Genomic DNA, 17,825 nt, shown 5'->3' with positions numbered 1-17,825 from the left:
CTTGTTCGCTATGCCTCACAAGAGGGTTCAGGTCCGATTCCGGTTAGATAAAGCATGAAATCCACATCAATCCGTCAGAGAGGATGAAGACATGAGAGACATGGATAAACAGCAGTCGGCTACCTCAGCCAGTGAGCAGCCTGCATTGAATAGTGCTGAGGTAGCGCTGCAGCAAATCGTGAGTGGCTTCGTGCATTTCCGCCATGAGGTCTTCCCACAGCAGGAAGAGTTGTTCAAGAAACTGGCCACGGCGCAAGCGCCTCGCGCCATGTTCATCACCTGCGCAGACTCGCGCATCGTGCCTGAACTCATTACCCAGAGTTCTCCAGGCGACCTGTTCGTCACCCGTAACGTCGGTAACGTCGTTCCACCTTACGGCCAGATGAACGGTGGTGTTTCAACAGCCCTCGAGTATGCGGTTTCGGCTCTGGGCGTACAGCACATCATCATCTGCGGACACTCCGATTGCGGCGCGATGCGTGCCGTACTCAACCCTCAAAGCCTCGACAAGATGCCTACGGTCAAAGCCTGGCTGCGTCATGCAGAGGTTGCCCGCACAGTTGTCGAAAACAACTGCAGCTGCTCCGGCGAAAAGGAAACCATGCACGTCCTGACTCAGGAAAACGTGATCGCCCAGCTTCAGCACCTGCGTACCCACCCTTCGGTTGCAGCAAAACTGGCCAGCGGTCAGTTGTTCATCCACGGCTGGGTCTACAACATCGAAACCAGTGAAATTCTGGCTTACGACGCGGACCGGGATACATTCCTGCCACTCGATGGCGAAGGTCCGACACCCATGGCTACCCCGAAGCCACGCTTCTAGTCGCATCATCTGATTCACGACTGGCGGTAAACCCTCTTTGAGTCTATGGCGGTTGCGCAGGATGCGCGCCGCCAGGCTTTGTTACGTCTGAAGAGATCCCGGAGAAGCATCATGGGTACTACAGAACTGAAATCCGTTTTACCACGGGAGCTGCTCGCTTCCGTGGTGGTGTTCCTGGTTGCCCTGCCGTTGTGCATGGGGATTGCAATTGCTTCAGGCATGCCTCCGGCCAAGGGATTGATTACTGGCATCATCGGTGGCCTGGTGGTCGGCTGGATCGCAGGGTCGCCTTTGCAGGTCAGTGGCCCTGCCGCAGGACTGGCTGTATTGGTATTCGAGCTGGTGCGTGAACACGGGATGGCCATGCTGGGCCCGATCCTGTTGCTGGCCGGACTGCTTCAACTGCTGGCCGGACGCTTCAAGCTCGGCTGCTGGTTCCGGGTCACGGCACCGGCCGTGGTGTACGGCATGCTGGCCGGTATCGGCGTGCTGATCGTCCTTTCACAAGTGCATGTGATGTTCGACAGCGGTCCGAAACCGTCCGGGCTGGATAACCTGATCGCCTTTCCTTCGACGCTGGTACAGGCCATCGGTCCGGGCTCGGCCATGCAGGCAGGCATGCTGGGGCTGGGCACCATGCTGGTGATGTGGTCCTGGGAAAAGATCCGCCCGCAGTCGCTGCGTTTCGTTCCGGGGGCTCTGCTGGGTGTCGCTCTTGCAACAGGCATCAGCCTCATCATGGCGCTGGAGGTCAAGCGCGTGGAGGTTCCCGACAATCTGGCCGATGCCATCGACTGGCTGCGCCCTGCGGACCTCATGAACCTCGCCGATCCTGCGATCCTGATTGCCGCCGTCGCCCTGGCCTTCATCGCCAGTGCCGAAACGCTGCTCTCGGCTGCTGCCGTCGACCGCATGCACAGCGGCACACGCTCTGACTTCGACAAGGAACTGAGCGCACAAGGCATCGGTAACATGCTGTGCGGTCTGGTGGGCTCGCTGCCCATGACCGGCGTTATCGTTCGCAGCTCGGCGAACGTTCAGGCAGGTGCCACGACCCGCTTCTCGACGATTTTCCACGGCCTGTGGCTGCTGGCTTTCGTACTGGTTCTGTCGAGCGTACTACAGAGCATTCCGATCGCGAGTCTGGCGGGTGTGCTGGTGTACACAGGCCTCAAGCTGGTGGACCTCAAGGCATTTCGTGGTCTGGGCCGTTATGGACGCATGCCGATGTTCATCTATGCCGCAACGGCTTGCTCGATCATCTTCACTGACCTGTTGACCGGTGTACTGGTCGGTTTCGGTCTGACTCTGGTCAAGCTGGCACTCAAGGCTTCACGCCTGAAGATCAGCCTGGTTCAACTGGAAGAAGAGGGCGAGCTGGAGTTGCGTCTGGTAGGTGCGGCAACCTTCCTCAAGGTGCCAGCGCTGACCAAGGTCCTGGGCACTATCCCTCAAGGCAGCATCGTGCACGTGCCGCTGAACAATCTGAGCTATATCGATCACTCTTGCCTGGAGTTGCTGGAAGAGTGGGGGCGGGCCAATGCCGCTCAGGGGACGAAACTGCGTATCGAGTCGCGGGGTCTGAAGCGTCGTCTGGAAGGGCGGGTGTATACGACAACGGGTATCGGAGCTGCTGCCAGGTAGCTCGCATCAACGGTGGGCGTCTTCGCGAAGCAGCGGAGCGCCTGCCGACTCTCCTTCCTTTGCTCGCAAAGACATTATTGAAACGATCAACAGTATCAGGCCTGGGGGCGATCCAGTTCCAGGCCGATACCCAGTTGGCGCGACAGGCATGGCCAGCGTTTCCACGCGGCTTCGGTGTCCGGACTGCCAAGACGATCACGATAGGTTTCAACCGATTCCAGAGCAAAACTGTCCTCATCCAATAGCTGGTCAACAGCATGGTGTACGGCTTCATCGAGCTGGTTGGCGAACTCTTCGCCGATCAACTGATGGGCAATCACGCTGGCAACGACCGTATTCGACGGAATCAACGGCTGACCGAAATGCTTGATATAGAGGTCATTCACCTCTTCCACCAGACGATGCGCCAGATACGCCTCATCCAGCAGACTGTCGAGCCCTTCATGGCCATCCATGATGGCTGGCGGGGTCGTGAAAAAATGTTCGGCAATCTTCAGGACGGGTTTTATCTGTCCTTCGATACCTGCCTGAACGGCAACTTCATGAGCGGCGTCCAGCAGGTCCGGTACCAGTTCGATATAGGCAGAAACAAAGCGTGTCAGAACACCTTTGGCGTCGACATCCGGAAGATCGATAGCGGGATGCAGGTGGGGTAGTTGGGTTTCCAGCTGTTTTAGCAATTGGCCTGTTTCGGCTTCGTGTTGATGTGCACGCTGAATCTGCTCGCGCAATGCGGCGGTGTTCATGAAGGCTCCTGACGGCTTAAAACCAGGTAGTTATTAGGGGAAGTGATACGTTAGCCTGATTGGCTGAATCCCTAAGACGCATTTTTCATAACTAAGTAACATTTATGTGTATTGGTTATTAAAAGGCTCTTTTTGACGCATTATCCCGGTTTTTAAATCAGACTTCATACATCTATATGAGTGGTAGTGCCCTTCCGTTGCGCACTCTTGGGCTGTGTCTATACTCGGCTGTGAAGGACGTTGGCTGATACCGCAACGCTGTAGACCTGGCTACCCTGGGCATGATGTCAGTGAATTCGCAAGCCGCTCCTTGGCCGCAGACCGAGTCTGTCGGATAACAAGAGCCTGGGGGGACCCCGCGATGAAGCGACGTCCATGCGTCTGGATGGGCTTTGCGTTGTGGCTGATATCTGTTCAGGTGCATGCAGCCTGGACAACGAATATGTCGCCTGGCGCTTCTGTCGTCAGCAATGCGGTATTCGATCTGCACATGACCATTTTCTGGATCTGTGTGGTGATCGGTCTGGTGGTGTTCGCCGCCATGTTCTGGTCGGTGCTCATGCATCGACGCTCACTCGGGCAGAAAGCCGCCCATTTCCATGAAAACACCACGGTCGAGATTCTCTGGACCCTCGTGCCCTTCCTGATTCTGGTCGCCATGGCGATTCCGGCGACCCGCACTCTGATCAGCATGTATGACGCCAGCGAATCGGATGTGGATATCCAGATCACCGGCTATCAATGGAAGTGGCACTACAAATACCTGGGACAGGATGTGGAGTTCTTCAGCAACCTGGCGACCTCCACCGATCAGATCCAGAACCGCGATACCAAAGGCGAACATTACCTGCTGGAAGTCGATCAGCCACTGGTGCTGCCGGTTGGTGAGAAGATCCGTTTTCTGGTGACAGGGGCCGACGTGATCCATTCCTGGTGGGTACCGGCTTTCGCGGTCAAGCGCGACGCGATTCCAGGGTTCGTCAATGAAGCCTGGACCCGCATCGAAAAGCCCGGCATCTACCGTGGCCAATGCACCGAGTTGTGCGGCAAGGATCACGCCTTCATGCCCATAGTGGTGGAAGCCAAGTCCACGGCGGATTACCAGGCCTGGCTGGCCGAACGCAAGGAAGAGGGCGCCCGACTCAAGGAGCTGACCGACAAGAACTGGACCCGGGAAGAACTCATCGCTCACGGCGACAAGGTCTATCACACCGTCTGTGCCGCCTGTCACCAGCCCGAAGGACAGGGCATGCCGCCGCTGTTCCCGGCGCTCAAGGGTTCGCCGGTCGCCACCGGCCCCATCGAAGGGCACCTGAACATTGTGTTCAACGGCAAGCCCGGCACCGCCATGGCCGCCTTCGGCAAACAGCTTTCGGAAGTGGATATCGCAGCGGTCGTAACCTACGAGCGCAATGCGTGGGGTAACGACAAGGGCGACATGCTGAGCCCCAAGGATGTGCTAGCCCTCAAGCAGTCACAGCAATGAGCGCGCAGGAGACTGAAACATGAGTGCAGTGATCGATGACCATGGCGGAACCGGCCATGACCATGCCCACGGCCCCGCCAGGGGCCTGATGCGCTGGGTGCTGACCACCAACCACAAGGACATCGGCACGATGTACCTGTGGTTCAGTTTCACCATGTTCCTGCTGGGCGGCTCGTTCGCCATGGTGATTCGCGCCGAGCTGTTCCAGCCGGGTCTGCAGATCGTCGAGCCGGCCTTTTTCAACCAGATGACCACCATGCATGGTCTGGTCATGGTTTTCGGGGCAGTGATGCCCGCCTTCGTCGGCCTGGCCAACTGGATGATTCCACTGATGATCGGCGCACCGGACATGGCCTTGCCGCGCCTGAACAACTTCAGCTTCTGGCTGCTGCCTGCGGCCTTTCTATTATTGGTTTCAACGCTCTTTCATCCGGGCGGCGGCCCCAACTTTGGCTGGACGTTCTACGCGCCCCTTTCAACGACCTATGCACCCGAAAGCGTGACTTTCTTCATGCTTGCCATTCATATGATGGGTATCAGCTCAATCATGGGTGCCATCAATGTGGTCGCCACCATCCTCAATCTGCGAGCCCCCGGCATGACCCTGATGAAGATGCCGCTGTTCGTCTGGACCTGGCTGATCACCGCATTTCTGCTGATCGCGGTCATGCCGGTGCTGGCCGGCTGCGTGACCATGATGCTGATGGATATCCATTTCGGGACCAGTTTCTTCAATGCCGCCGGCGGCGGTGATCCGCTGCTGTTCCAGCACGTGTTCTGGTTCTTCGGCCATCCCGAGGTGTACATCATGATCCTGCCGGCCTTCGGGGCGGTCAGCTCGATCATTCCTGCGTTCTCGCGCAAGCCATTGTTCGGCTATACCTCAATGGTCTACGCCGTGGCGAGCATCGCCTTTCTGTCGTTCATCGTATGGGCGCACCACATGTTCGTAGTAGGTATCCCGCTGGTGGGCGAACTGTTCTTCATGTACGCAACGATGCTTATCGCCGTACCGACGGGGGTCAAGGTGTTCAACTGGGTCAGTACCATGTGGCAGGGTTCATTGACGTTCGAGACGCCCATGCTGTTCGCCGTGGCATTCGTGATCCTGTTTTCCATAGGTGGATTTTCGGGACTGATGCTGTCCATCGCTCCGGCCGACTTCCAGTATCAGGACACCTATTTCGTGGTGGCGCATTTCCATTATGTGCTGGTGCCTGGCGCGATCTTCGGCATCTTCGCCTCGGCCTATTACTGGCTGCCCAAGTGGACCGGACACATGTATGACGAAACCCTGGGCAAGCTGCATTTCTGGCTGTCATTCGTCGGCATGAACCTGGCGTTCTTCCCGATGCACTTTCTTGGCCTGGCGGGCATGCCGCGGCGAATCCCCGACTACAACCTGCAATTCGCGGACTTCAACATGGTGTCGTCCATCGGTGCCTTCACCTTTGGTGCGACACAGCTGTTCTTCCTGTTCATCGTGATCAAGACCATTCGCGGCGGCCCGCCTGCACCCGCCAAGCCCTGGGATGGAGCTGACGGGCTGGAGTGGACGCTGCCGTCGCCCGCGCCCTATCACACCTTCAGCACACCGCCCGAAGTGAAGTGAGTACCGATATGAGCAAAGTGCATTCGATCAAAGGCCTCGTCACTCGCCTGCTGCTGATAGTAGCGGTGATGTTTGCCTTTGGTTTCGCTCTGGTGCCTCTGTATGACGTGATGTGCAGGGCATTCGGCATCAATGGCAAGACCGGCGGCCAGTACCAGGGCTCGCAAATGATCGATCAGCAGCGGCTGGTGCGTGTGCAGTTCATCTCGACCAATGCGGTGGACATGGTCTGGGCCTTTCATCCGCGCAACGATGAAGTCGAAGTTCACCCCGGAGCGGTCAACGAGATGATTTTCATCGCCCGCAATCCCACCGACAGGGCGATGACGGCCCAGGCCGTGCCCAGTATTTCCCCCGGTCAGGCGGCGGCCTATTTCCACAAGACCGAATGCTTCTGTTTCACCCAGCAGATGCTGCAACCGGGAGAGCAGATCGAAATGCCGGTGCGTTTCATCGTTGACCGCGATCTGCCCAAAGAAGTGAAACACCTGACCCTGGCTTACACGCTGTTCGATATCACTGCACGCCAGCCACCCGTTCTGCCTGTCGTGAAAAACGGTGGCTGAAGGAGACGCTCAAATGGCGACGCCCCATGAGCACTATTACGTTCCGGCGCAAAGCAAATGGCCCATCATTGCCACGCTGGCCCTGCTGGTCACGATGTTCGGCCTGGGCACCTGGTTCAATGACCTGAAGGCCGGACGACCCGAATCCAACGGGCCGCTGATCTTTTTCGTGGGCGGTCTGCTGGTGGCCTACATGATGGCTGGCTGGTTCGGTGCGGTCGTCAAGGAAGCGCGAGCCGGAATGTACAGCGCACAGATGGACCGCTCGTTTCGCTGGGGCATGGTCTGGTTCATCTTTTCCGAAGTGATGTTTTTCATGGCTTTCTTCGGCGTGCTGTTTTACGTACGGGTCTGGACCGGCCCGTGGCTGGGCGGCGAGGGCTCCAACGGCATCTCGAATATGCTGTGGCCGAACTTTCAGTTCCAGTGGCCGCTGCTGGAAAACCCCGACCCGAAACTGTTTCCGCCGCCCAAGGGGGTCATCGATCCGTGGCATTTGCCGCTGATCAATACCATTCTGCTGGTCAGCTCCAGCGTGACCGTTACCTTTGCCCATCACGCCTTGAAAAAGGCCCATCGTGGCGCACTCAAAGCCTGGCTGGCCGTCACCGTACTGCTGGGCTGCAGCTTTCTGGCCCTGCAGGCCGAAGAGTACGTGCATGCCTATCAAGAGCTTGGTCTGACCCTGGGTTCCGGGATCTATGGCGCGACCTTTTTCATGCTGACCGGGTTTCACGGCGCCCACGTCACCATCGGCACGATCATTCTGCTTGTGATGTTGATGCGGATTCTGCGCGGGCATTTCGATGCCGAGCATCAGTTCGGTTTCGAGGCCGCGAGCTGGTACTGGCACTTTGTAGATGTGGTGTGGGTTGGCCTGTTCACCTTTGTGTATGTCCTGTGAGGCCGTTACCAGCTCACGTGTGAAACCAGCTGGCCGCTGTAGAACCCCCAGCTAATCAGCGCCAGGGTGAGAGCGGCGAGGATGACCCGCAAGGCAAGCACCTTGAGCAGCCGGGTCGACTGATTGTCGTCCTTGATCAGAAAGAACAGGCCACTGAACAGGCAGGTAATGGTGGCTGCCAACATAAGAACAATCGCTGCTTTGAGCATGTGAAAACTCCAGGAGCAATCGCCATGATGCAATGGAGTATAGGCATGGCCCCGATGCCGGAACGGGCGACGGGATGAACCGCTTCATCCGGCGTTCGGGGCCTGTGCTGCTGATTCTGGCGGTGCTGCCGCTGCTGTTCATGCTCGGTTTCTGGCAATTGAACCGGGCCGAGGAAAAGCGCGTGATACTCGGGCGTTACGCCGAAAGCCAGGCGGCCGAACCCATCGATATCGCCCGACTGCTAGATATCGAAGAGCCCGCCTACAGGCGTGTGCAATTGCATGGACGGTTCGATGCCGCCCACAGTCTGCTGCTCGATAACAGCACCCGCGACGGCAAGGCCGGTGTCGAATTGCTCCAGCCTTTCCAGGATCAGAGCAGCGGTTTATGGCTGTGGATAAATCGTGGCTGGCTGCCCTGGCCGGACCGACGTACACCGCCAGCATTCACGACCCCAAGCCAGCCGCTGGACCTGACTGCCTGGGTCCATGTCCCTCTGGGCGAGAGCTTTCACCTGCAAGCCGATGCGCTGAACGATTCGTGGCCGAAACTGGTGACCGCAATCGCGCCCGAAAAGCTCTGGGCAACGCTGGATCGTCAGGGTTATTCACACGAGTTGCGGCTTGAGCCGGGCAGTGCGGCGTATCGCGTTGACTGGCCGGTGGTGGCGATCGATCCGCAAAAACATGTGGGTTATGCCGTGCAGTGGTTCGCCCTGGCCACCGCCTTGCTCGGTCTGGGACTGTATTGGGGCTGGCGCAACAGAAAAACGGAGGAAAAACCCCATGGGAGCAGCCATGAACCCCGTCGGCGCACCTGAGTCCCGCAAGCGAAGGCGAGGCCGCCTGCAACTGCTGATCTTGGTACTGGTGGCGGTCGGTCCCATGATTCTGGCCACCAGCATGTACCGCTTCAACTTCTGGGTGCCGGACAGTCGCAGTTATCACGGCCAGTTGATCGGTAATGGCCAAAGCCGCGCCGATCTGGGTGTCCAGACCGATGAGCAGCGCTGGCAATTGCTGGTCAGCGCACCCGGGCAATGCAATGCCGACTGTCAGCAACTGGTTTATCTGGCACGGCAGATCCAGATCGGTCTGGGTCGCGATGCCACGCGGGCCAGTCATGCCCTGGCCACATCTGCGCCGCTCAGTGACGACTATGCCGAGAAACTTCGCCAGGACTATCCACAACTGCAGCGCTATCCACTGGATGTCGACCGTTACCGGAAAGTGCTGCCCGACGATACGCCGCAGCTATGGATCGTCGATCCACACGGCAACCTTGTGCTGCGCTATGGCGCCAAGGTCAACGGCAAGGACCTGCTGATCGACCTGCGCCAACTTCTGAAACTGTCGAACATCGGATAAAGGGAGGTCGTCATGACCCGACCCGGCTTTCGTATCGCCTTGCTTGCCACGCTGCTGGCGTTGTTCGTGGTGCTACTCGGTGCTTACACCCGGCTCACCCATGCTGGCCTGGGTTGTCCTGACTGGCCGGGCTGCTACGGATTCATTGGCGTACCTGCCACCGACCGGCAACTGGCGCATGCGCAACTGCACTTCCCAGACTCCCCGGTGCATGCAGGAAAAGGCTGGAGCGAGATGACGCATCGCTATTTCGCAGGCGGGTTGACCCTGGCGATCATGTGGCTGGCCATAAAAGCCTGGCAGCGTCGCCATCTGGCCGGGCAACCGCTGAAACTGCCTTTTCTGCTGGTGGCAGTGGTCTTCGTTCAGGCAGCTTTCGGCATGTGGACCGTAACCCTCAAACTCTGGCCGCAAGTGGTCACAGCGCATCTGCTGGGAGGCGTAGCCACCTTGAGTCTGCTGTTCCTGCTGACCCTGCGCCTGAGCGGTGCTTTCGCCCCATTACCCCACTTGCCCGCACGCCTCAGGCACTGGGCGGCGCTGGGGCTGGTGCTGGTCACGCTGCAGATCGCCCTGGGCGGCTGGGTCAGTTCCAATTATGCAGCGCTGGCCTGCACCGACCTGCCCACTTGCCAAGGGCAATGGTGGCCGGAGACGGACTTCGCCAATGGGTTCCACCTGACCCAGCACATCGGTCCCGATTATCTGGGCGGCAAACTCGACAGCGAAGCCCGCACCGCGATTCATCTGACCCATCGCCTCGGCGCGCTGCTGGTTACCTGCGCGCTGCTGATCCTGGCCTGGCAACTCAAGCGCGCCGGGCTCAAAGGGCTGGCGAAACTGCTGGTGCTGATCCTCGGCATACAGATCGGCCTGGGGTTCGGCAATGTGCTGCTCAATCTGCACCTGCCCGTTGCGATAGCCCATAACGCGGGAGGCGCGGCTTTGATGGTGACGCTGACATTGATCAATTTTCGTACACGTGCGGCTTCCAGCAGCGAACGCCGCAACCCTGATCGAGCCCGCCTGGCAATCTCATGGGCAAATATGCTGCCGACCAGGAAGGACACACTGCCATGAGCGTATTGAGTCAGGAACGTCAGGCCGTATGGCGTGATTACCTGGAGCTCACCAAACCCAAAGTCGTGACGCTGATGTTGATCACGTCCCTGGTCGGCATGCTGCTGTCCAGCCATAACAGCGTGCCATGGACGGTTCTGGTATTCGGTAATCTGGGGATCGGACTGTGTGCGGGCAGCGCCGCCGTTATCAATCATGTGCTGGACCGACATATCGATGCCCTGATGGCCCGCACTCACAAACGGCCGATTGCTCAGGGACGGATTGCACCGGAAAACGCTCTGGTCCTGGCCTTGCTGCTGACGCTGCTCGGGCAGTTTCTGCTACTGGCCTTCACCAATCCGCTGACCGCCTGGCTGACCCTGGCATCACTGATGGGCTACGCCGTGATCTACACCGGCTTTCTGAAACGCGCCACGCCGCAGAACATTGTCATCGGCGGGCTGGCCGGCGCTTCACCGCCTTTGCTGGGCTGGGTGGCCGTGACCGGGCAGGTGAGTGCCGAGCCCCTGCTGCTGGTGCTGATCATCTTCGCCTGGACCCCGCCACACTTCTGGGCATTGGCCATTCATCGCAAGGCCGAATACGCAAGGGCCAGTATCCCGATGCTGCCGATCACCCATGGCGAGCACTACACCAAGGTGCATATCGTGCTGTACACCTGCATCCTGTTTGCAGTCAGCCTGCTGCCCTATGCGATTCACATGAGCGGCATTGCCTATCTGATTTGTGCATTCCTGCTGGGTTTACGCTTCCTGCACTGGAGCCGGGTGCTGTACCGTGGCACTCGACCGCACGCGGCAATCGGCACCTTCAAGTACTCTATCCATTACTTGTTCCTGCTGTTCGTTGCCCTGCTCGCAGATCACTACCTACTGTTGAAACCATGACTCGAACCCAGAAAACCGTATTCATCCTTGTCGCCATCGTGGCCTTGCTCCTGGGCCTGACCTTCAACCGCGTGCTGTCGGGCAAAGGGGCGGGCGATCAGACGGCCCTGATCGATGCGGGCATCATCCTGCTGCCGCAAAGCCGTAACCTGCCCGACCTGACGATGACCGACCAGAACGGCGAACCCGTTGTCATCAACCAGTTGAAAGACAAATGGACGGTGCTGTTCTTCGGCTACACCTTCTGCCCGGACATCTGCCCGACCACGCTGGCGCAGATCCGTCAGATCAAGAGCGAGCTACCCAAGGACGTGGTCGGCAACCTGCGCGTGGTACTGATCAGCGTTGACCCGAACCGCGACACGCCGCAGCAACTCAAGCAATACCTGGGTTATTTCGACAAGGAATTCGTCGGGCTGACCGCCTCGGTGGCGGATCTTCAGAAACTGGCCAATGCGGTAAGCATTCCGTTCATCCCTGCCGATACCAGCAAGCCGAACTACACCGTAGACCACAGCGGGAACCTGGCACTGCTGGGGCCGGACGGCACTCAGCGCGGGTTCATTCGTGCACCGTTGAGCAGCCAGAAGCTGGTGGTGCAAATGCCTGGGTTGTTGCAGCGAAAATAACCCCACCCGTTTGGGCGAAATTTGTGGAAGACAGCTTGCAGCCAAAGAGTCGCCAGCAAGCTGCCTCCACATGATTCGTTTATCAGAACGCCGGAACCACAGCGCCTTTGTACTTCTCGACGAGGAACGCTTTGACTTCTGGAGTGTTCAGCGCAGCAGCCAGTTTCTTGATGGCGTCCGAATCCTTGTTGTCCGGGCGGGCAACCAGAATGTTGGCGTAAGGCGACTCGGCACCTTCGATCACCAGCGCATCCTTGGTTGGATCGAGCTTGGCGCCCAGCGCATAGTTGGTGTTGATCAGTGCCAGATCGACCTGAGTCAGCACGCGCGGCAGGGTGGCGGCTTCCAGTTCACGGAACTTCAGGTTCTTCGGGTTGCTGGCAACGTCTTTAGGTGTTGCCAGGATGCTGCTCGGGTCCTTCAGGGTGATCAGACCGGCCTTGGCCAGCAACAGGAAGGCACGGCCTTCGTTGGTGGCATCGTTTGGCAGCGCGACAGTTGCGCCGCTTGGCAGGTCTTCGAGTTTCTTGTACTTGTCCGAGTAGGCACCGAAAGGTTCTACGTGAACCTTGGCCACGGTGACCAGATCGGTGCCCTTGCCCTTGTTGAACTCATCCAGGTACGGCTGGTGCTGGAAGAAGTTGGCGTCCAGGCGCTTTTCGGCAACCTGTACGTTCGGCTGGATGTAGTCGGTGAAGACCTTGATTTTCAGGTCCACGCCTTCCTTGGCCAGTGTTGGCTTGATGAATTCCAGAATCTCGGCCTGCGGGACAGCGGTCGCGGCGATGCTCAGGGTTTCGTTGGCCTGTGCGGACAATGCTGTAACGGCGGCAAATACGGCCAATAGTTTTTTCATGCAACAGCTCCTTTTATGAGGCCCGCACCAAGCAGGCCCTACCCACAAATTCGATTAACGATGGGTGAAGTGCGCGACCAGCTTGTCACCGACGGTCTGCAGAATCTGCACCAGCACCAACAGCAATACGACCGTCACGAACATCACGTCGTTCTGGAAACGCTGATAACCATAGCGGATTGCCAGGTCACCCAGCCCGCCAGCCCCCACGGCACCCGCCATGGCAGTGAAGGACACCAGCGCAATGGCGGTCACGGTAATGGCGGCCAGAATGCCGGGGCGTGCCTCGGGCAGCAGCGCCTTGAGGATGATCTGCCGGGTCGTGGCACCCATGGCCTGGGTCGCTTCGATGATGCCTTTGTCCACTTCACGCAAGGCGGTTTCCACCAGACGGGCAAAGAACGGCGTGGCACCGGCAATCAGCGGTGGCAACGTACCGAGAATGCCCAGCGAGGTGCCGGTGATGATCTCGGTCAGCGGCATCATCACGATCAGCAGGATGATGAAGGGCAGGGCGCGCAGCATGTTGACGATCAGCCCGACCGTTGCATACAGCTGCTTGTGCTCCAGCAACTGGCGAGGCGAGGTCAGGAACATCAGCACGCCCAGAGGCAGGCCCAGCAGGATGGTAAAGCCCAGCGAGACACTGAGCATGATCAGGGTATCGCCCGTGGCGACCCAGATTTCATACCAGTCGACGTTGGAAAACAGATTCAGGAAAGCGTCCATCAGCGCAGCACCTCCATATGAACGTCAGCGGCGGTGAAGCGGGCGAAGGCGGCCTCCATGTCGCCGCCAGTGATGGCCAGCGTCAGTTGCCCGTAAGGAGTGTCCTTGATGCGGTCGATACGGCCCGCCAGGATGCTGTAGTCCACGCCGGTTTCCCGGGCGACCGTGCCCAGCAGCGGCGCGTATGTGGCATCGCCCTGGAAGGTCAGGCGCACGATGCGCCCCTGCACATGAGCGAAGTCGTCACGCTGCTCGTTCTCGTCGACCTGCTCATGCTCCTGGACGAAGCGCCTGGTGGTCGGATGCTGCGGGTGCAGGAACACATCGGCCACATTGCCCTGCTCGACGATCACGCCAGCGTCCATCACGGCCACCTGATCGCAGACACGGCGGATCACATCCATTTCATGGGTGATGAGCACGATGGTCAGTTTCAGCTCGCGATTGATCTCGGCCAGCAACTGCAACACCGATGCAGTGGTCTGCGGGTCCAGAGCACTGGTGGCTTCATCGCACAGCAGGATCTTGGGCTTGGTCGCCAGGGCGCGGGCAATGCCGACGCGCTGCTTCTGCCCGCCGGACAGTTGCGCCGGATACTTTCTGGCATGGTCGGACAGCCCGACACGCTCCAGCAGCTCGGCCACTCGCCGATCGATCTGCTCGCGGGACATATCGCCCGCCAGTGTCAGCGGCATGGCCACGTTGTCGGCAACGGTCTTGGAAGACAGCAGGTTGAAGTGCTGGAAAATCATCCCGACCTGCTGACGGAAACGCCGAAGGCCGTTGGCGTCCAGTGCCGTGACATCTTCGCCGTCGACCACTATCTGCCCGCCACTCGGGGTTTCAAGGCGGTTGATCAGACGCAGCAAAGTACTTTTGCCAGCGCCGGAATGGCCGATCAGGCCGTATACCTGGCCATCTTCGACACGCAGGGTGGTGGGATGCAGAGCCGGAATATCCTTGCCTGCAACCCGGTAGGTTTTATGGACGTTATGAAACTCGATCACGGAGCGAACCTTGTGGGGGCGCGTTAAAAAATCAGCGCAGTGACCTCAGTCACTTGCTTCGTTACCTCGGCGGGATAAGCCGGGCGCGCATTTTAGCCTTTCCGCAAAGCACTGCTTAGCATTTATTTGCCAGCTTTCATGTTGAATTGGCATAACGCGACCGGTGGTGCTACCGGGCGGAAAATTTACTGAACGGCACTTTGCCAGACAGGTCACTCCTTTAACACCGTGATTCCCATGGCTTGCCAAGGGAACTGGATCAAAGAGCCCGACATGAAGTCAGGGCCTGGGAATGAGGAGACGCACCCGATGTCTAGCCCGAAAAAGCCGCCAGTAAGCACTTCACCCAACAGCGAACTGGCAGGAACAGACACCCTTGATCGAGGCAATACCAACGAGAAACTGGAAAGCCTCGAACCGTTTCGCTCCGATGCAACGAAACAGGCCCTGCGCACCAATCAGGGCGTGAAGATCGCCGATAACCAGAACACGCTGAAAGCCGGCAGCCGGGGTCCTTCGCTGCTGGAAGACTTCATCATGCGCGAGAAGATCACCCACTTCGACCATGAGCGCATCCCGGAGCGGATCGTCCATGCGCGTGGTACTGCGGCCCATGGTTACTTCCAGAGCTATGACGATCATGCCACCTTGAGCAAGGCCGGTTTCCTTCGCGACCCAGGCAAGAAAACCCCGGTATTCGTGCGTTTCTCCACCGTGCAAGGGCCACGGGGATCGGGCGATACGGTACGGGATGTTCGCGGCTTTGCGGTCAAGTTCTACACCGATGAAGGCAATTTCGATCTGGTCGGCAACAACATGCCGGTGTTTTTCATTCAGGATGCCATCAAGTTTCCGGACTTCGTGCATGCCGTGAAACCAGAACCTCATAACGAAATCCCCACCGGTGGCTCGGCTCACGACACCTTCTGGGATTTTGTATCGCTGGTGCCGGAGTCGGCGCATATGGTGCTGTGGACCATGTCCGACCGCGCCATCCCGAAAAGCCTGCGCACCATGCAAGGCTTCGGCGTGCACACCTTTCGCCTGATCAACACCCAAGGCAAGTCGAGCTTCGTGAAGTTTCATTGGAAGCCCAAATACGGCGTCTGCTCGCTGGTGTGGGACGAGGCGCAGAAACTGGCGGGCAAGGACACCGACTTCCATCGCCGCGACCTGTGGGAATCCATTGAAATGGGCGACTACCCCGAGTGGGAGCTGGGGGTGCAGATCGTCGCCGAGGAAGACGAACACAACTTCGATTTCGACCTGCTGGACCCGACCAAGATCATCCCCGAAGAGCTGGTTCCGGTCACGCCACTGGGCAAGATGGTGCTTAACCGCAACCCGGACAACTTCTTTGCCGAAACCGAGCAGGTCGCATTCTGCCCGGGCCATATCGTGCCGGGCATCGACTTCTCCAACGACCCGTTGCTGCAAGGCCGGTTGTTTTCCTATACCGACACCCAGATCAGCCGCCTGGGCGGGCCGAACTTCCACGAGATTCCGATCAATCGTCCGGTAGCACCCAACCACAACGGGCAACGCGATGCGCAACATCGCACGACGATCAACAAGGGCCGGGCGTCCTACGAACCGAACTCCATCGACGGTGGCTGGCCGAAGGAAACCCCTGTCGCGGCAGAGGACGGTGGCTTCGAGTCGTATCCGGAACGCATCGATGCGCACAAGATACGCCAGCGCAGCGAGTCCTTCGGCGACCACTTTTCTCAGGCCACGCTGTTTTTCCAGAGCATGAGCAAGCACGAGAAAGAGCACATCATCTCGGCTTACAGTTTCGAGCTGGGCAAGGTGGAGCGCGAATATATCCGGGCACGGACAGTGAACGAGATTCTGGCCAATATCGATCTGGAACTGGCCGGGCGTGTGGCACAGAACCTCGGGCTGCCTGCGCCGAAAGCCGGAACAGTCCCTGCCAAAACCTCGTCCATCAAGCAGTCCCCGGCCTTGAGTCAGGACAATCTGCTTTCGGGCGATATCGCTTCACGCAAGGTCGCCATCCTGGTGGCCAATGGCGTGGACGCAAAAGCCGTCGAAGCCTTGAAAGCGGCTCTGCAAGCCGAGGGTGCGCATGGCAAGGTGCTGGGACCGACATCTGCGCCTGTGGTGACAGCGGATGGCAAGAGCCTGGCGGTGGATGCTTCGATGGAAGGCCTGCCGTCAGTGGCATTCGATGCGGTATTCATCCCCGGCGGCAAGGACTCGATAAAAGCCTTGAGCACTGACGGGGTTGCCTTGCATTTCGTGCTGGAAGCCTACAAACACCTCAAGGCCATCGCACTGGCCAGCGATGCCAAGACGCTGCTGGATCTGCTGCATCTGGACCAAGACGCGGGATTGCTGGTGGTGACTGGCAGCTCATACGATGCCTTCTTCAATGCAATCGCCCAGCACCGGGTATGGGATCGCGAAGCGAAAGCCAAGGCAGTGCCTGCCTGATCGGGGGGGTCGTTCCGGGGTAGGAGGCAGCTTGCTGGCGACCTCACGTTGTCGCCATCAAGCTGTATCCCGCTGACCGACCCCGTTTATTCGCGAACAGGCTTGGCCGGGGTCAAGACAACCTGCGCAGACTCATTGCGCTCGATCTGACGGCGCAGTTCCAGCTCGAAATCCGGATTGATCCTGACTACGCGCTTGGTCAGCAAAGTCGCCAGCCATGGGTAATCATCGGTGCGGGGGACCTGCAACAGCACTTCGCAATTGAATGCCACGGTATCGGAGGCAATTGCATCCAGTTGGCGACGCAGTTGCGGCATGTCACCGATTTTCAAATCGATGGTCGTGCTTTCGGCATCCGGGTCGATCAGCTTCGCAACGCGTCTGGCTTCAGCAGCACGCAGTTCGGCTTCGGCTTTTTCCAGTTCAGCCTTGCGGGCATGGGCAATGGCGCCATTGACCCCGCTGGTGAGCGCCGGTGCCTTGGGCATCAGCGCACGGGCACGACTCAAGGCGGCAGCAGCGGCATTCATGTCGCCTTTCTGCAGACCGATCTGGCTGCGGCTCAGATAGGCCTCCGCCAGCCGGCGCTGGAAAGGCTCCAGGCGAATATCGGTCGGCGCTGCAGCCTGCAGGGTCGCCAATTGCTCTTCGGCAGTCGCCAATTCATTGCTGGTAATGCTTTGCTCCAGCTGAGCGAACCCGTCCGGCTGAGCTTCGGCCACAGGCGTTTCAACAGTCGGGGCACTCTGGCAGGCACCCAACAGGATGGAAAATGCGACAAGCAGCAGATAACGGGAGGCGAGCGGCTTCATTCCTGCG

Annotated in this window: 18 protein-coding genes; 12 read left to right on the top strand and 6 right to left on the bottom strand. The window is 58.9% G+C overall.

Features of this window, described 5'->3' with window-relative positions:
• Positions 1-91: 91 nt before the first annotated feature.
• Positions 92-823, top strand: a complete 732-nt coding sequence (locus JSY17_RS11750; protein WP_117163878.1) for a carbonic anhydrase — start codon at positions 92-94, stop codon at positions 821-823.
• A 111-nt stretch (positions 824-934) separates the two neighbouring features.
• Entirely contained in the window at positions 935-2,467 is a 1,533-nt protein-coding gene (locus tag JSY17_RS11745; RefSeq protein WP_117180567.1) for a SulP family inorganic anion transporter, read from the top strand.
• A 95-nt stretch (positions 2,468-2,562) separates the two neighbouring features.
• On the opposite strand, the gene JSY17_RS11740 is transcribed toward JSY17_RS11745, so the two are convergent.
• Positions 2,563-3,213 carry a hypothetical protein gene (locus JSY17_RS11740; protein ID WP_122371083.1) on the bottom strand — a complete coding sequence of 217 codons (651 nt, stop codon included), beginning with the start codon at positions 3,211-3,213 and terminating at the stop codon, positions 2,563-2,565.
• Positions 3,214-3,574: 361 nt separating this feature from the next.
• Here JSY17_RS11740 and coxB point away from each other — a divergent pair, with 361 nt between their 5' ends.
• The 4 genes from coxB to JSY17_RS11720 are packed head-to-tail and all read left to right on the top strand — an operon-like array spanning position 3,575 to position 7,781.
• Entirely contained in the window at positions 3,575-4,699 is a 1,125-nt protein-coding gene (gene coxB, locus JSY17_RS11735) for a cytochrome c oxidase subunit II (protein WP_117180569.1), read from the top strand.
• Positions 4,700-4,718: 19 nt separating this feature from the next.
• Entirely contained in the window at positions 4,719-6,311 is a 1,593-nt protein-coding gene (gene ctaD / locus JSY17_RS11730; RefSeq protein ID WP_206402976.1) for a cytochrome c oxidase subunit I, read from the top strand.
• 8 nt (positions 6,312-6,319) lie between these two features.
• Entirely contained in the window at positions 6,320-6,877 is a 558-nt protein-coding gene (locus JSY17_RS11725) for a cytochrome c oxidase assembly protein (RefSeq protein ID WP_117180570.1), read from the top strand.
• A 13-nt stretch (positions 6,878-6,890) separates the two neighbouring features.
• Entirely contained in the window at positions 6,891-7,781 is an 891-nt protein-coding gene (locus tag JSY17_RS11720; RefSeq protein WP_117184734.1) for a cytochrome c oxidase subunit 3, read from the top strand.
• A gap of 5 nt (positions 7,782-7,786) precedes the next feature.
• On the opposite strand, the gene JSY17_RS11715 is transcribed toward JSY17_RS11720, so the two are convergent.
• Positions 7,787-7,990: a twin transmembrane helix small protein gene (locus JSY17_RS11715; protein ID WP_117163885.1), complete on the bottom strand. Its 204-nt coding sequence runs from the start codon at positions 7,988-7,990 to the stop codon at positions 7,787-7,789.
• A gap of 74 nt (positions 7,991-8,064) precedes the next feature.
• Here JSY17_RS11715 and JSY17_RS11710 point away from each other — a divergent pair, with 74 nt between their 5' ends.
• From JSY17_RS11710 to JSY17_RS11690, 5 genes are read left to right on the top strand one after another with little or no spacing between them, the layout of a single operon-like run.
• Positions 8,065-8,811: an SURF1 family protein gene (locus tag JSY17_RS11710; RefSeq protein ID WP_206402974.1), complete on the top strand. Its 747-nt coding sequence runs from the start codon at positions 8,065-8,067 to the stop codon at positions 8,809-8,811.
• On the top strand, positions 8,777-9,358 hold the full coding sequence (locus JSY17_RS11705; RefSeq protein WP_206402973.1) for a hypothetical protein: 582 nt from the start codon (positions 8,777-8,779) through the stop codon (positions 9,356-9,358). The genes JSY17_RS11710 and JSY17_RS11705 overlap by 35 nt, the downstream gene beginning before the upstream one ends.
• 12 nt (positions 9,359-9,370) lie before the next feature.
• The gene (locus JSY17_RS11700) at positions 9,371-10,438 is read left to right on the top strand and encodes a COX15/CtaA family protein (RefSeq protein WP_206402971.1); all 1,068 of its coding nucleotides are present in this window, start codon (positions 9,371-9,373) and stop codon (positions 10,436-10,438) included.
• The gene (gene cyoE, locus JSY17_RS11695; RefSeq protein WP_117163888.1) at positions 10,435-11,328 is read left to right on the top strand and encodes a heme o synthase; all 894 of its coding nucleotides are present in this window, start codon (positions 10,435-10,437) and stop codon (positions 11,326-11,328) included. The genes JSY17_RS11700 and cyoE overlap by 4 nt, the downstream gene beginning before the upstream one ends.
• Positions 11,325-11,957: an SCO family protein gene (locus JSY17_RS11690; RefSeq protein ID WP_117163889.1), complete on the top strand. Its 633-nt coding sequence runs from the start codon at positions 11,325-11,327 to the stop codon at positions 11,955-11,957. Before cyoE ends, JSY17_RS11690 begins: the two co-directional genes overlap by 4 nt.
• A gap of 82 nt (positions 11,958-12,039) precedes the next feature.
• On the opposite strand, the gene JSY17_RS11685 is transcribed toward JSY17_RS11690, so the two are convergent.
• The 3 genes from JSY17_RS11685 to JSY17_RS11675 are packed head-to-tail and all read right to left on the bottom strand — an operon-like array spanning position 12,040 to position 14,549.
• The gene (locus tag JSY17_RS11685) at positions 12,040-12,813 is read right to left on the bottom strand and encodes a MetQ/NlpA family ABC transporter substrate-binding protein (RefSeq protein ID WP_117180574.1); all 774 of its coding nucleotides are present in this window, start codon (positions 12,811-12,813) and stop codon (positions 12,040-12,042) included.
• A gap of 54 nt (positions 12,814-12,867) precedes the next feature.
• The gene (locus JSY17_RS11680) at positions 12,868-13,542 is read right to left on the bottom strand and encodes a methionine ABC transporter permease (protein WP_025257817.1); all 675 of its coding nucleotides are present in this window, start codon (positions 13,540-13,542) and stop codon (positions 12,868-12,870) included.
• Entirely contained in the window at positions 13,542-14,549 is a 1,008-nt protein-coding gene (locus JSY17_RS11675) for a methionine ABC transporter ATP-binding protein (protein ID WP_117163891.1), read from the bottom strand. The genes JSY17_RS11680 and JSY17_RS11675 overlap by 1 nt, the downstream gene beginning before the upstream one ends.
• A gap of 273 nt (positions 14,550-14,822) precedes the next feature.
• Here JSY17_RS11675 and katE point away from each other — a divergent pair, with 273 nt between their 5' ends.
• Positions 14,823-17,006, top strand: a complete 2,184-nt coding sequence (gene katE / locus JSY17_RS11670; protein ID WP_206402969.1) for a catalase HPII — start codon at positions 14,823-14,825, stop codon at positions 17,004-17,006.
• 86 nt (positions 17,007-17,092) lie between these two features.
• Here katE and JSY17_RS11665 read toward each other — a convergent pair whose 3' ends face one another.
• Entirely contained in the window at positions 17,093-17,818 is a 726-nt protein-coding gene (locus JSY17_RS11665) for a PA5502 family lipoprotein (RefSeq protein ID WP_117180576.1), read from the bottom strand.
• Between the last annotated feature and the right edge of the window lie 7 nt (positions 17,819-17,825).

Origin of the sequence: Pseudomonas capsici (assembly GCF_017165765.1) — a bacterium.
GTDB classification, from domain to species: domain Bacteria; phylum Pseudomonadota; class Gammaproteobacteria; order Pseudomonadales; family Pseudomonadaceae; genus Aquipseudomonas; species Aquipseudomonas capsici.
The sequence above is the reverse complement of the archived record's forward strand: the minus strand, read 5'-3'. Positions and strand labels throughout refer to the sequence as shown.